Source organism: Micromonospora sp. MGP-C2 (genome assembly GCF_057766525.1).
In genome coordinates this window covers 5317629-5331914 of sequence record NZ_JBYMEN010000002.1, presented here as the reverse complement: position 1 = coordinate 5331914, position 14286 = coordinate 5317629, and the positions used below count along the sequence as shown (strand labels likewise).

At 71.3% G+C, this 14286-nt stretch carries 9 protein-coding genes; 2 read left to right on the top strand and 7 right to left on the bottom strand.

All coding sequences use genetic code 11. The annotated features are described in order from the left end of the window. Positions 1-250: 250 nt before the first annotated feature. The 3 genes from AC3CF1_RS24600 to AC3CF1_RS24590 are packed head-to-tail and all read right to left on the bottom strand — an operon-like array spanning position 251 to position 4162. Positions 251-718 carry a hypothetical protein gene (locus AC3CF1_RS24600; protein WP_488451340.1) on the bottom strand — a complete coding sequence of 156 codons (468 nt, stop codon included), beginning with the start codon at positions 716-718 and terminating at the stop codon, positions 251-253. A gap of 28 nt (positions 719-746) precedes the next feature. After that, positions 747-2699, bottom strand: coding sequence for a vWA domain-containing protein (locus tag AC3CF1_RS24595; RefSeq protein WP_488451339.1), 1953 nt, complete (start codon positions 2697-2699; stop codon positions 747-749). Positions 2700-2701: 2 nt separating this feature from the next. Further along, positions 2702-4162 (bottom strand): magnesium chelatase ATPase subunit I, encoded by a 1461-nt coding sequence (locus AC3CF1_RS24590; RefSeq protein ID WP_488451338.1) that lies wholly within the window; start codon positions 4160-4162, stop codon positions 2702-2704. A gap of 209 nt (positions 4163-4371) precedes the next feature. Here AC3CF1_RS24590 and AC3CF1_RS24585 point away from each other — a divergent pair, with 209 nt between their 5' ends. Beyond that, on the top strand, positions 4372-5646 hold the full coding sequence (locus AC3CF1_RS24585; RefSeq protein ID WP_488451337.1) for a TIR-like protein FxsC: 1275 nt from the start codon (positions 4372-4374) through the stop codon (positions 5644-5646). Continuing rightward, the gene (gene fxsT / locus AC3CF1_RS24580) at positions 5630-9682 is read left to right on the top strand and encodes an FxSxx-COOH system tetratricopeptide repeat protein (protein WP_488451336.1); all 4053 of its coding nucleotides are present in this window, start codon (positions 5630-5632) and stop codon (positions 9680-9682) included. The genes AC3CF1_RS24585 and fxsT overlap by 17 nt, the downstream gene beginning before the upstream one ends. On the opposite strand, the gene AC3CF1_RS24575 is transcribed toward fxsT, so the two are convergent. From AC3CF1_RS24575 to AC3CF1_RS24560, 4 genes are all read right to left on the bottom strand, one after another. After that, positions 9651-11561: an HEXXH motif domain-containing protein gene (locus AC3CF1_RS24575; RefSeq protein WP_488451335.1), complete on the bottom strand. Its 1911-nt coding sequence runs from the start codon at positions 11559-11561 to the stop codon at positions 9651-9653. The genes fxsT and AC3CF1_RS24575 overlap by 32 nt on opposite strands. Beyond that, complete coding sequence (locus tag AC3CF1_RS24570; RefSeq protein ID WP_488451334.1) at positions 11558-12733, bottom strand: FxsB family cyclophane-forming radical SAM/SPASM peptide maturase; 1176 nt, start codon at positions 12731-12733, stop codon at positions 11558-11560. Before AC3CF1_RS24570 ends, AC3CF1_RS24575 begins: the two co-directional genes overlap by 4 nt. A gap of 23 nt (positions 12734-12756) precedes the next feature. Beyond that, on the bottom strand, positions 12757-12930 hold the full coding sequence (gene fxsA, locus AC3CF1_RS24565) for an FxSxx-COOH cyclophane-containing RiPP peptide (protein WP_088946343.1): 174 nt from the start codon (positions 12928-12930) through the stop codon (positions 12757-12759). Between the two features lie 274 nt (positions 12931-13204). Beyond that, positions 13205-14281 (bottom strand): hypothetical protein, encoded by a 1077-nt coding sequence (locus AC3CF1_RS24560; RefSeq protein WP_488451333.1) that lies wholly within the window; start codon positions 14279-14281, stop codon positions 13205-13207. Positions 14282-14286 lie beyond the last annotated feature (5 nt).

Here is a 14286-nt window from a genome sequence, read left to right as displayed (position 1 = left end):
CCCCCGGCTGCTCGCCGCGGCCGCCCGCCGCCTACCGCCGCCGGCTGCCGGCTGCCTGGCGGAAACGGCCGCCCCATGCGCTCGCTCGGCGCAGCCATCCCTCACCGGCGTGACGAGGCCCCTGGCCGCGCCCGTCATCCCAGCGAGCGTGATACCTGTGAGTCATTTTGATGACTCACAGGTATCACGCTCGACAGACCGGTCGTCCAAGCCGCGCGAGGCCCGAACGACCGCGCGCGGACGACACGTCTCAGAGGCGGCGCAGCATGTGGAGTTGGGCCTGGTGTTTGGGCAGGTGGACCCGGGTGTGCAGGTCGAGGGTGCGGGACCACGGCAGCGACTCCTCGACGATGAGGTCGAAGCCCTCGCGCAGGTGAGTCTCGACCGGGGTCTCCGCCGCCAGGCCGAGCTGGTCGACCAGCCCGCACAACCGGTCGCTGGTGCCGTGCAGCAGAGCCGTGAGACCCCGCAGACCACCCTGCTCGGCGGCCAGCGCGTCGAGCTGCGGACGGTGGAAGTCCTCCTCCATCTCGTAGTAGGCGAACGGCGACCCGGCCAGCAGCGCCTCGGTGGCCTGGATCATCAGCTCATCGTTGGCGACCAGATGCGCGACGATCTGCTCGGCGCTGAGCTGCCCCTCCGGAGCCGGACCGAACCCGCCAGCGTCGACCTCCGCGAACAGGGCACCGTAAGCCCGCCGCATTCCCCCGCTCTCCATTCCCCCAGTCAACCCGCCCCGCCGGGAGTTAGCGGCGGGATTGGCGGGAGCGGAGGTAGTCGGAGACCACGTACTCGCCGAGGTCGTCGGTGTCTGGCGTGAACATCCGGCCCCGACTGCGGCGGGCCACCGCGTCCACGAAACGCCGCAGGCCCGGGTCGTCGCCGAGCATGAACAGGTTGAGCGTGGCGCCGTAGCGACTCAGCCGGTCCACCTCGCGAACCGTCGCCTCGATCGTCTCCGGCAGCGGCGGCCAGTGGAACAGCGCCTCCCCGTCGTCCGGGTCGAGGTGGGCGGTCGGCTCGCCGTCGGTGACGACCAGGACCACCGGCTCGGCGCCCGGGTGTCGGCGCAGGTGCCGACCGGCCAACCGCAGCGCGTGCTGGAGGTTGGTGCCCTGTTCCCCGTCCGGCTCGACGGCGGCCAGCTCCTGCTGGGTGAGCGTCGTCGCCTCCCGGCCGAAGCCCACGATCTGCAGGGCGTCCTGCGGGAAACGCGTCTCCATGAGGTGCGCCAGCGCCAGCGCCGTCTGCTTCATCGGCCCCCAACGACCCTGAGAGATCATCGAGTACGACAGGTCGACGCAGAGCACCACCGCCGCCGACGCCCGCTTCTCGGTCTCCACCACCTCGAAGTCGTCCACCGCGAGCTGCACCGGGACGGTCGGCCCGGCCCGGCTGACCGCCCGGGTCAACGTCCGGACCACGTCCAACGGCTGCTCGTCGCCGTACTCCCAGGGTCGTGACGCACCGCTGACCTCGCCGGCGGCCCCCGCCGAGCGCAGGTCGTGCTGGCCGCGCGGCCCGGCGGTCAGGTCGGAGAAGACCCGTCGCAGCGCGGTCCCGCCGAGCCGGCGCAGCGCCTTCGGGCTCAGCGTGAGCCCTTCGGCGTCCCGGCTCACCCAGCCCTGCCGGCGAAGCTCCCGCTCCAGATCGCGCAGTCGGCGGACGTCGTCGGCGGCGTCCCGTCCCAGCGTCCGGGCCACCGCGTCGACGTCCACGTCGTCCAGGGTCGCCCCCGGGTGTTCCTGGTCGAGCTGGTCCAGCAGGTCGTCCAGGTCGCCGATCTCACCCAACGCGCCGGCCGCGTCCGCGTAGTCCAGTGGCTGGTCGCCCCGGACCCGTTCGCCACGCCCCCAGCGCAGGTCGGGGCGCAGGGCCCGCAGGTTCGCGTCGAGCGCTGACAACTCCCCGGAGAGGCGGTCGCCGAGCGACTGCTGCATCAGACCGGCCAGCTCGGCGCGCTGCCGGTCGGAGAGCGAGTTCATCAGTCGCTCACCGGCCGCCGAGCGGCGGGCCAGCACGTCGATCAGCTCGTCGACCGTCTCCGGCTTCTCCGGGAAGAAGTCGCCGTGTCTGCGCATGAACTCGGCGAACGCGTCGGTGGTGTCCTCCGCGCGACCGTGCCGGGCCAGCAGGTCGTTCAGGTCGCCCATCATCTCGGCGAGCCGCTGCTGGGCGGCCGGGTCGGCGGACGCGCGCACGGCGTCGCGCAGCCCGGCGAACCGCTGACCGAGCACGTCGTCGCGAAGTTGGTCGAGGATCTGCTGGTACGAGCGGCGGGCGTCGTCGCTGGCCCACTGGTAGCCGGACAGTTCCTCCACCGCCCGTGCGGTGGAACGGGGCAGGTTGTCCAGCACCGACTCGGCGAACCGAGCGGCGTCGTCGTCGCGCCCGCGCAGCTCGTCCCGCTCGGCGGCGAGAGCCTGGTCGAGCAGAGCCTGGGCCCTGGTCACCGCGCCGTCTAGGTCACCGCGACGCAGCGCCTCCCGGCGCAGCCGCCGAGCCCGGGCAGCCAGGTCGTCCAGCCCACCCCGCCCCTGGGGACCACGGCGCAGCAGGTCGCGCAACGCCTCCCGCAGGCTTCCGCCGGCCAGCACCTCGGCGCCGACCGCGTCCACCGCCTCACGCACGTCGTACGGGGGTGCGAGCGGGTCGGGCCCGCCGTTCCACTGCCCGTACCGGAACCGGTTGCCGGCCACGGTCAGCCCCGGCCGCCGTAGACGGTGCGCCCGGAGTCGGTGACGTCCTTGCCGAGCCGGCGGGTCAGGTGCAGCCCTTCCAGCACGAACTCGACGGCAGCCGCCGCCTCCTCCGGGGTGGGCGCGTCGCCCAGGCCGAGCCGGTCGAGGACCTTCGCCAGGCCGGGCACGGTGCCGACCTGGCGCAGCAGCTCGGAGGCGCTGACCAGCTCTCCGGTCTCGATCGCCGCGCCGTCCTCGACGAGCGCCGTGAAGCCGGACAGGTCCAGCCCGGCCAGGTGCGCGCGGAACGTCTCGGCGGTCGCGGTCCGCAGCAGGTGGGCGAGGATCTCAATTTCCCGCCCCTCCTCGCCGCTCTCGAACTCGACCTTGCCGCGCAGGGTGCTGGTCACCGACACGGCGTCGCCGACCCGGGCCACCGCCGCCTCGGGCCGCCCCTCCGGGGTGGTGGTGGCGGCGAGCAGACCGGCGCGGCGCAGCGCGGCGCCGGCGACCGTCTCGGCGGCGGCGATGGCGAACCGGGCGGAGACCCCGGAGCGCGGGTCCACCGACGGCGACTCCCGTACCGCGCGGGCGAAGCGGGCCAGCACCTCCAGGACGTGCTCCGGCACGGCGGCGACCAGATCGGCCTCCTGCCGGATGAGGTCCAGCTCCAGGTCCAGGTCGACCGGGTAGTGGGTGCGGATCTCCGCGCCGAACCGGTCCTTGAGCGGCGTGATGATCCGGCCCCGGTTGGTGTAGTCCTCCGGGTTGGCGCTGGCGACCAGGAGCAGGTCCAGCGGAAGCCGCAGCTGGTAGCCACGGACCTGGATGTCCCGCTCCTCCAGCACGTTGAGCAGCGCCACCTGGATCCGTTCGGCCAGGTCGGGCAACTCGTTGACGGCGAAGATGCCGCGGTTGGTGCGCGGCACCAACCCGAAGTGGATGGTCTCCGGGTCGCCGAGGGTGCGGCCCTGGGCGATCCGTATCGGGTCCACGTCACCGATCAGGTCGCCGACGCTGGTGTCCGGGGTGGCGAGCTTCTCGCCGTAGCGCATCGAGCGGTGCAGCCAGCCGACCGGCTGGTCGTCGCCGGCCTCGGCGACCTGGGCACGGGAAGCCGGGGTGAGCGGGTGCATGGGGTGCTCGTTGAGCACCGAGCCGGGGATGACCGGGGTCCACTCGTCGAGCAGCGCGCCGAGTGCGCGGATCAGTCGGGTCTTGCCCTGGCCGCGCTCACCGAGCAGCACCATGTCGTGCCCGGCGAGCAGTGCCCGCTCGACCTCGGGCAGCACGCTGTCGTCGTAGCCGACGATGCCGGGGAAACGGGTCTCGCCGGAGCGCATCCGGGCGAGGAGGTTGTCGCGGAGTTCCTGCTTGACGGTGCGGTACTGGTGACCGGCCGCCCGAAGCGCGCCGAGCGTGCCGGGCAGGTCGGCCGGTGGAACCGGGATTACCGGGGTAGGCGCAGTCACCCGACCCACGCTAGCTCACCCCGGAGTCGACCTACGCCAATACGGAAAGTGATATCCGAGACGCCCTCTTGATGCGCCGATCGGCGGGCTGTGGCACGCCGTCTCCGCCCCTATACTCACGGTTAGCTCCGCCGTTTACGGCCGCCGAAAAATGGCCGTGGCCGACGGGGTCACGGCCCGGCCATCCGATGGTCAACCTCTCCCGGCGCGGAGGTGCGGTGCTGTACTTCTTCCTCAGTTACGCGAGGGGCGACGAGGACGCACTGGTCCAACGTCTTTACGAGGATCTCAGCGCAGAGGTACGGCTGATCGCGGGTCTGCCCCGCGACGAGCGGGTGGGTTTCGTCGATCGCACCATCCTGCTGGGCGAGCGGTGGCCGCAGCGGCTGGTCGAGGCGCTGAGCACGTGCCGATCCTTTCTCGCTCTGATGACGCCGAGATATTTCCAGAGCGAGCCCTGCGGCCAGGAATGGCGGATCTTCGCCGACCGCACTGCCCGCTACGACCAGCAGAACGGGGTGGACAGCTCGCTCCTCAAACCGCTGATGTGGATCCCGGCCCGACCCGGCCGCATCCATCCGGTCGCCTCCCCGCTGCAATATTCCTCCCACAGCCTGGGCGACCTCTATCAGCGGTTGGGGGTCCGGCAGCTGATGCGACTGCAACGGCACAGCGACGACTACCGCACGTTCCTCTTCGAACTGGCCAACCAGATCGTGTCCAGTGTGGAGGAGCATCCGCTGCCGGAGGGCCAGCGCACGATCGACCTGCGCGCCACACCCAGCGCCTTCCACCAGGCGCCCGGGCAGCTCGCGGCGGACGTCGACCAGTTCGCGCCGATGCTGGTGCACTTCATCGTCGCGGCGTCACACCGGGACGAGATGAGCACGGTACGCCAACACGTGACCACGTACGGCAACCGTGCGTTGGACTGGGCACCGTACGGGCCGCCGCTGCCCGACCCGGTCGTCGACTACGCCCGTGAGATCGCGGCCGACCACAGCTACCGGTCAACGGTGGTGGACCTGACGGAGCTGGCCCGGCGCGCCGAGCAGGCCGCCCGCTACAACCAGATCATGGTGCTGATCGTCGACGCCTGGCTGACCCGCCTGCCCGAGCAACGACAGTCGCTGGCCGCCCACGCCACTGCCGCCCTGCGCGACGGTGGCACCACGGCGGTGCTGATCCCGAGCAGCCGCGACGACACGGAGACCCGGGAGCACTGGCAGTCACTGTCGCGCGCGTGTCGGGAGATCTTCAACGACCTGGCCTCGGACGACGAGCTCTACCGGTCCAACATCCTCACCCACCGCGCCTTCCAGGAGGAGCTGCCGGAGGTCCTGGAGGTCGCTCGTAACCGGGTTTTCAGCCGAGGAGCGGTGCACCGGCCCCCCAGCCTCGCCACGGACACCCGACCACCACGCATCGACGGGCCCTGGGGCGCGGAGAGCGACGACACCACACCGGAGGACGGCCGTGACAACGAGCGCTGACCCGGGCATCACCGGCGATGGTGTCGAGGGTCGAATCATCACGTTCTACTCGTACAAGGGTGGCACCGGCCGCACCATGGCGCTCGCCAACGTCGCCTGGATCCTGGCGGCCAACGGCTACCGGGTGCTCGCTGTCGACTGGGACCTGGAATCCCCCGGTCTGCACAAGTATTTCCACCCGTTCCTCCTCGACAAGGATCTGCGGACGTCGACCGGGATCATCGACATGGTCCGCGACTACGCCGAAGCGGTCGTTCGACCGTTGGAGGAGACGGAGGACGAGGACTGGCTCGGCAGCGCCGCCGACGTGCTGCACCACGCCGTCTCGCTGCACTGGGACTTCCCCGCTCCCAACTCGGCCGTCCGGCCTTCTGCGGGTCCGACTCCAAAGGGCAGCCTGGACCTGTTACCCGCCGGCCGACAGGACACGGCATACACCAAGGCCGTGAGCACCTTCGACTGGCAGGCGTTCTTCGAGAAGCTGGGCGGCAACAGCTTCCTCGACGCACTGGCCGCCAGCATGCGGGACAACTACGACTACGTGCTGATCGACAGCCGGACCGGCGTCAGCGACGGTGCGGGCATCTGCACCGTGCGGCTGCCCGACGCCGTGGTCACCTCCTTCACGCTCAACGACCAGAGCATCGACGGAGCTGCCGGCGTCACCCGCTCCATCATCCGGCAGCGCGGCGACCGACCGGTCCGGATCCTGCCGGTCCCGATGCGGGTGGACAACGCCGAGCAGCTCAAGTTGGAGGCGGGCCGGGACCACGCGCGCCGCCGCTTCGCGCCCCTGCTGCCCCGGACTTCCGTAGAGGAGAGCGACCGGTACTGGGGTGAGATCGAGATCCCCTACCAGCCCTACTACGCGTACGAGGAGATCCTGGCGGGGTTCGGCGACCGGGCCCACCATGAGGGCACGCTGCTCGCCGCCTACGAGCGACTGACCAAGGCGATCACCGAGGACGCGGTCGACAGCCTGCCAGCCATGGAGGATCGGCTGCGCCGTCAGTGGTTGGCCAAGTTCGAGAGGCAACGCATCTCCGGTGCCGCACCGGACGTCTTCGTCAGCTACGTCTCCCTCGACCGGTCCTGGGCCGAATGGGTCCGCGACGAGCTCCGTTCGGCCGGGCTGCGTACGGTGATGCGAGAGGTCGACTTTCCGGCCAGCCCTGTCGAGGGGACGTCGACGGCCGTCGGTTTCAAGGACGCGGCCCGGCTGGTGGTGCTGCTGTCCCAGGAATACATGCAGTCGGCGAACGCCAGCGAGTTGTGGTCCCAGGCCACCAGCTACGAGTCGGGCAGCGGCGGCAACTTCCTGGTGCCCGTCCGGCTGGACAATTCCCGGGCGCCGGCGGTGTTCCTGGAACGGGTTCCGGTGGACCTGGTGGGCGCCACGCAGGAGGAGGCCGCCAGCCGTCTGCTTGAGGCCCTGGACCATCCCGCCCGCCCGGCGACCGACCCGGAGGGTGCCGGGCAGCGACGGCGGTTCCCCGGCAACGAGCCACCGGTCTGGCGGGTGCCGTTGCCGCGTAACGTCCAGTTCGTCGGCCGCAGCCGACTCCTGGAGGAGATGCGCGACTGGCTCTCGTCGGCCGAGGCCCGGCACACCCCGCTCGCACTGCACGGCCTTGGTGGCGTCGGCAAGAGCCAGATCGCCCTGGAATACGCCTACCGCTTCCGCGCCGAGTACGACGTCGTCTGGTGGATCTCCGCGCAGCAACCGAGCGTCATGCGGCTCGCTCTGGCCTCGCTCGCCGACCGGCTGGCGGACAAGGCGGACACACCACTCGGGGGCAACGTCGCCGAGCGGGTCCAGTGGGTGCTGGACGCCCTGCGCCGGGGTGACCCCTTCCGGCGGTGGCTGTTGGTGCTCGACAACGCCGACGACCCCGCCGAGTTGCACGACCTGATGCCGCAGGGGCCTGGCCACGTGCTCGTCACCACCCGCAACCACGTCTGGGCGCGGCATGCCCGCAATTTCGAGGTGGGTGCCTTCGACCGCGCGGAGAGCACCGCGTTGTTGCGTCGGCGGATCCCCCGCCTGCCCCTGGCTGATGCCGAGATGGTCGCTGACCGCCTGGGCGACCTGCCGCTCGCCGTCGAGCAGGCGGGAGCATGGCTCGCCACCACTGGCGAGTCGGCCGTCCAGTATCTGCAGCGACTGCGCCGTTATCTGCCAGGCATGCTCTCCGACGAGCTCCCCACCGACTATCAACAGACCGGCGCGGAGCCATGGCTCGTCTCACTGGAGAGCCTGCGGGAGCGCAATCCGGCGGCGGCGAAGCTGCTGGAGGTCTGCGCCTTCTTCGCCGCCGAGCCGATCCCGATGTCGCTGCTCTACGACGACAGTTTCATCAACGTGCTTCTCCCCTACGATCCGTCGGTACGGGATCCCCTGCTCATGGGGCGCGCGCTGCGGGATGTCGGCCGGTACGCGCTGGCGCGGATCGACAGCGTGCGCGGCGGGCGCGGGCGCACTCCGGACCGCGGTGACGACGGCAACCAGACCAGCCTCCGCATGCACCCACTGGTGCAGGAGCTGATCCGGGAGTCCATGTCCGACGAGGCCAAGGCGGAGAACCGACGTCACGTGCACGCGATCCTCGCCGCCGCCAACCCGAAGGACCCCGACCAGCCCCGCAACTGGCCGATCTACGCGGATCTCTGGCCACACCTGCTGCCGTCGAAGACCCTCAACTCGCCCCAGCCGGAGGTCCGGCAGCTGTTGCTCGACGTGGCCCGCTACATGTGGACACGGGTCGACTTCGCCACCTGCTCCGAGCTGGCCGAGAAGGCGATCGAGGCGTGGCGGGCGGAGCACGGCGCTGACGACCCGCCGACCCAGATGATGCGCTTCCACCTCGCCAACGCGCTGCGCCTCGAGGCGCAGTACCAGGCCGCGTACGACATCGATCAGGACGTGTACCAGCGGCTCGCCGGCACGCTCGGCGAGGACCACGAATACACGGTGATCGTGGCGGGCAGCCTCGCCGCGGACCTGCGCGCGCTCGGGTTCTTCGAACGGGCGCGCGAGTTGGACACCCGCACGGAGGAGTTGGCCCGTGAGGTGTTCGGCGAGGAACACCCACGGGCGTTGATCGCCGCGCACAACCTGGCCCTGTCGCTCCGGCTGGTCGGCGATCTGCGTGGGGCGTTGCGGCTCAACGAACGCACCCTGGCCCGCCGCCGCGACACCCTCGGTCCGATGCACCCGTACACCCTCTTCTCCGAGGGGCAGTACGGCCGCGACCTGCGCGACACGGGCGACCTCACCGAGTCCCGCCGGGTTCTGGAGGCAGCGGTGGAGGCGGACCGGGAGGTGCTCGGCGAGGAGGACGGCGAGACGCTACGGGTGACCAAGAACTACGCGGTGACCCTCCGCAAGTTGGGCGAGTTCGAGCGGGCCCACCGGTTGAGCAGGGACGTGCTGGTCCGTTCCCGCCGTCGGCACGGCGCCGATCATCCGGACGTGCAGGCCGCCGCGATGAATCTGGCCTGTGACGAGTCCGCTCGGGAGGACGACGCGGGCGCGCTTCGCCGGGCGCGCCCGGTGTACCGGTGGTATCGGGACGCGATGGGCGAGGACCACCTGTTCACCCTGGCGTACGGCAACAACCTGGCGATCTTCCTCCGGAAGGCCGGGGATCTGGAGGCGGCCTTCACGCTGTCCGACGAGGTCGTCAACCGTTTCACCGAACGGGTCGGCGCGGACCATCCGTACACGCTGGCCGCGAACATCAACCTCGCCAACTGTTGGTACGTGCGTCGGGAGTTCGCGGCGGCCCTCGCCGCCGACCAGGACTGTTACGAGCGGGCGCAGCGCATCCTCGGGCCGTCACACCCGGACACCCTCGCGGTGGCGAACAACCTGGCCACCAGTCTGAGTGTCGCCGGAGACCACCGAGGTGCCCGCGCTCTGCGTGACGCGGTGATGCCCCTCTTCCGCCGCGTCCTGGGTGACAGCCACCCGAACACCATCGCCCTGGTCGAGGCGAACCGCCTCAACTGCGATCTGGAACCGCCACCGGCGTAGCCGACGACGCGCCGTCGTGATCGATGCCCGCTGCCGGCACGCAGGTGACCGGAGCAAGCCAGCGGGCCAGTTCGAGTGGATCCTCCGGATGCCCGGCGGCGTGCAGCCGCAGGTACACCGCACGGCACAGCTCCGGGTCGGCGCCGCCGGTCTTCTGCGCCGCCGTCAGGCGCTGCTCGGCGAGGGCCAGGCCGACCCAGGCGGAGAGCTGCTCCGGATCGGCGCACACCTGCCCGCGGTAGCTCTCGCGGGCGGCGAGGTCATCCCCGGCGGCGAGGGCCAGGTCACCGTCGGACGCCATGGGCAGTGCGTCGACGAGGCGTTCCGCGCCGGTGCGCAGCCGCATGAACCGCTCCGGATCGCTCAACCGCAGCCGCACCAGGTCGAGCCGTGGGCTGAGGCTCAGCCATCGGCCGTCGGCCGGTTCCACCCGCAGCGTGACGATGGCGGCGGGGCACGGTAGGCCGGTCGCGCGGGCGGCGGCGAGCTGGTGGACGGCGGCCGGGTCCGGCCGGCGGTTCCGCAGTCGCCAGACCGTCCAGTGGTCCTCGGCGGCCTCCCTGGCGAGCTCGGCCGCCCCCGGGTCCACCGGGTCCCGCCAGTCGTCGATGACCCGCCGCAGACCGGTGACGAATTCGCGGCCGGCCGCGGTCAGACGGCCGAACGACTCGATGTCCGCGCAGGTGCGGGACACGCGGTCGCGCCAGCGAGCGAATTCCACCTCGGCCAACCGGGCTGGGCCACCACTGCGTAACGCACGACGCCCCCGCCAGAACTCGGTCACCGCGATGAAGGCGTAGACACCCTGGAGGACGGCGCCGAGAGGACGCGGATCGTCGCGCCAGGGGGCGTAGTAGTAGCGACGGTCGTCGCGGTCGTAGAGGGGCTCGACGTCGATCGTCGCTCCGAGCTTGGCGTGCTGGAACTCGTGCAGCAGGCCGAGCGCGAACGCCTCCCCGTCGATCGGACGGGTCATCGAGACCGACCCGAAGGCGTCCATGCTGGTGACGTTGACCCCGGCGCTGACCGAATCGGCCAGCAGCGGCACGAGGCAGCGCAGGCCCTCGGCGATCGCCTCGGCGTGCCGACGGTGGTGACGCACCAGCATCGGCCAGGCCTCGTCGAGCAGCCGTTGCCACTCGGAAACCTCGGCGGGTGTGAGTCGGTCCGCGGCGCACAGCTGGTGCCGGTCCCGGTACGGGTCGAGATCGTCGAGAGTGATCCGCAGCGTCAACCCGTCTGCGGTGCTGCACAGTCGGTGCAGGCCGGACCAGCCGTCGGTCTCCGCACCCGGCCCGGCGTCCGGCGGAGGAACCAGCGACACCGTGACCGGCCCGACCAGGAGCTGCGACCCCGCCCGTTTGATGGTCACCCGCTGCGCGTCCCCCACCCGCGCGAGCCCGAGCGTGGGCAGGTAGACGACCCTGTCGCGCGGCGTGACGCTGAGCTCGAAGTCCATTCCGGCCCGGAGGGCCGCCACCGCGGCGATCGACCCGAGCGGGGTCAGCTCGGCTTCGACGGGCCACTCGGGTGCGGCCTCCACCACCAACCCGCCGGTCGTCCGGCCGACTGCCGCGGCGGACGCCGAACCGGACGGCATCGGCGTACGCAGTCGCCGCAGCGCGGTGGCCAACCAGGCACCGGTGTGCGGCAGGGCCAGCACCGCCGGCCCCGCCTCGGGCGACCGGTCCGCCGCCGTGGCCCACAGCGCGAAGTGTCGGGCGGTCTCCTCCGAATCGACGGTGTCGAGGAGGGCGCGCAGCTGAAGCATGCGTTTGCTGACCTGACCGTCACGCAGCAGACGGATCGTCCTCCGGTCACCGAGGCCAGCCGCGAGCGCCGCGAGGTCGTCGGGGGCGAGCCGGTGGTATCCCGTCACGACAGCTCCCGGGGCATGGCTGCCAGGTCCGCTCGCAGGCGTCGTTCCACATGGGCGATGAGCAGCAGAAGATCGGGGCAGTAGACGGACGGGTTGGTGAAGCTTCCCTCCCGGTACCGATGCGGATAGTTGCCGGCACCGCAGACCCGGTGCACGGGGCACGCTCGGCAGGAGGCGGCGAGGGCCTCAACTCCCACCTGGCGGGCAATGACGGCGGGGTGCCGCAGCACATCGTCGAGGGAGTCGGTGAAGACGGTCAGGTCGGTGCCGACCGCGCCCGGGTAGGTGGAGCGCAGGGTGTCGACCTGCTCGTACGCCCCGTCGGTGTTGATCACCACTGCGGCCACCGGGCTCAGCCCGAGGGACTCGGTCCGGCTCCGCCCTCCGAACAGCAGATTGATGAGTTCTTCGAAGAGACGCACCCGGGTCAGCCGGGGCGAGGTGTCGTACCAGGCATCGAAGGCGGCAGCCAACCAGGTGCCGTAAGGGCTCGGGCCGTCACCCCGCCGCGGCGGCGCCTCCCAGTTGGCGTGCGGGAGCAGGAAGTCCACCATCGGCGGCCGGTACGACACCAGCGTCTCGTAGGTCTGTCGCGGATCGGCGGCGAGGTCCACGACGCAGAGCACACCCGCGTACGAGTCGGGCCGCTCGGCGAGCAGGCGCAGGGCCCGGTCGACCTCGTCGTAGCTGCTGCGGCCCGACGCGTACCGCCGGTGCCTGTCGTTCGACGTCCGGTCTCCGTCCAGACTCACGCCCACCCGCACCCGGGCGTCGGCCAGCAGGGAGAGAGCGTGTGGAGTCAGGAGGGTGCCGTTGGTCTGCACGCTGATCTGGGCCTGCGACGGCGCGACCGCCTCCCGGAGCCGGTCCGCCATTCGGACCAGGTTGGGAGCGCCGACCAGGAGCGGTTCACCGCCGTGCAGGACGATCCGCACATCGGTCTGGTCGTGGGCGCGGACGTGTTCACGTATCCGCTGGCAGGCGTGGTCGAAGATCGCCGGGGCCATCAGCAGGGGGTCGGAGAGGGCGCTGCGGTCCGCCAGTTCGTACATGTAGCAGTAGTCGCAGGCCAGGTTGCACCTGCTGTGGACCTTGAGGATGAACTCCGAGAACGGGACGGGCCGCGGGCGGGCGGCGACGCCGCCCTCGGCTGCCGTGACGGTCCCCGTCATGCCGCGCCCGCCGCCCGGCATCCTCACATCGCCGAGTTCCACCCGGCGACCGCCTCCTGGGGGCGGTCGATCTCGTCGAGGATTCGGCGTAGCGAGTGGGCGAACACCGACTGGTCCAACTCCTGAAGATCAGCCAGGCTCACGTCACTGAGGTCCACGAGGGTGCCCTGCGGTGCGCCATCGGTCGTATCCATCATGATCCGTCCACCCGCGAAAAGGACTCGCGCCCGAGTGAGCAATGAATTGTGCGGAAACCGTCGGGCCGAGACCCGTCACGTAACGCCGACCCCGCCGACGAACCGGGTCATCCTAGCGGCCTCACGCTGATTGCGCGGTGGGTCGGGCGGGTCATCCGGTTCAACGCCACAGTGCGGTCCGCAGACATTGTTCTCGGCCATCCGGCCATCCAAAATCCGGCGTCCGGGCGGGAAGGACCATCGATCCGGTGACCGGCCGCGGCGACATGTCGGATCAACCCCGACCGCAGCGCCGGCAGGCTCCGCGGCGGCGCAGGTGGTACGCGTACGTGGCAACGCCGAGCGCCACGCCCCATAGCGGCCAGAGCAGCATCGGCGCCCCGGTCAGGCTGAGCCCGCCGGTGAGTTCCCAGAATTTCGGGTTGCTGAGCAGTCCGAACGAGGCCGCTGTCACCGCGATGGCGACGAGGGTGGCCGGCACCACGGCCAGCGTCACCGGCACCCGACGACCGGCCAGGCCGAGCATCCAGCGGGGGAACCGCTCGCCCCAGCGCTGCACCAGCCCGAGGGTGAGGATCGCGCCGACGGTGGCGAACGCGCCCAGCCCGAACCCGGCCCACACCAGCCCGCTGTCCTGCATCTCGGTGAGGAACTCCCGGGAGATGCCGAGCGGGATGCCGGCCGCCCAGGCGAACCGGGTCAGCGCGTACGTGAACGGGATGACGGCGGCGGTGCCGGCGGCCCACCGGCCCCAGCGGGCGGCGGCGGCCGGGGTGGTCCACCCTCGGTCGGTGTGGTCGCGACCGCAGCCCACGCAGGCCGCGGCGGTGCGGCGCTGCCAGGCGAGCACCGCCCCGGCCAGCAGCAGCCCGCCGGCCAGCGCGGCGAACCGGGCGAACAGCGCCCAGTTGAAGATGTCGGCGTAGTCGACCGGCGGCCAGCCGAACGGCGCACCGACGATCAGTATCGGCAGGTAGCCGAGGATCACCAGCACCCGGACGTCCGGCACGACCACGGCGAGGACGAACGCCACCGCCCAGCCGTAGCCGGCGAGCAGCGCCCGCAGCGGGCCGGCGGGGCGTACGGCGGGGCGACTCATGGCCAGTGCGGCCACCGCGGCGGTCAGCAGTACGCCGGCGAAGAGCGGGGTGGCCAGGTCCACCGGCACCAGGCGCAGCAGGTTGACGTCGCCGCCGTTGCTGTCGTTGGCGCCGAACGGGTAGCCGGCGCCGGTGAGGGTGCCGACCAGGGCGAGCACACCCCACAGGCCGAGCCAGCCGGCGGCCAGTGGGGCCAGCCGATCGGGCCAGCGGGAGTCGGATCGAGGCGGGGAGGCAGTGATCGTTGTCATGCTCA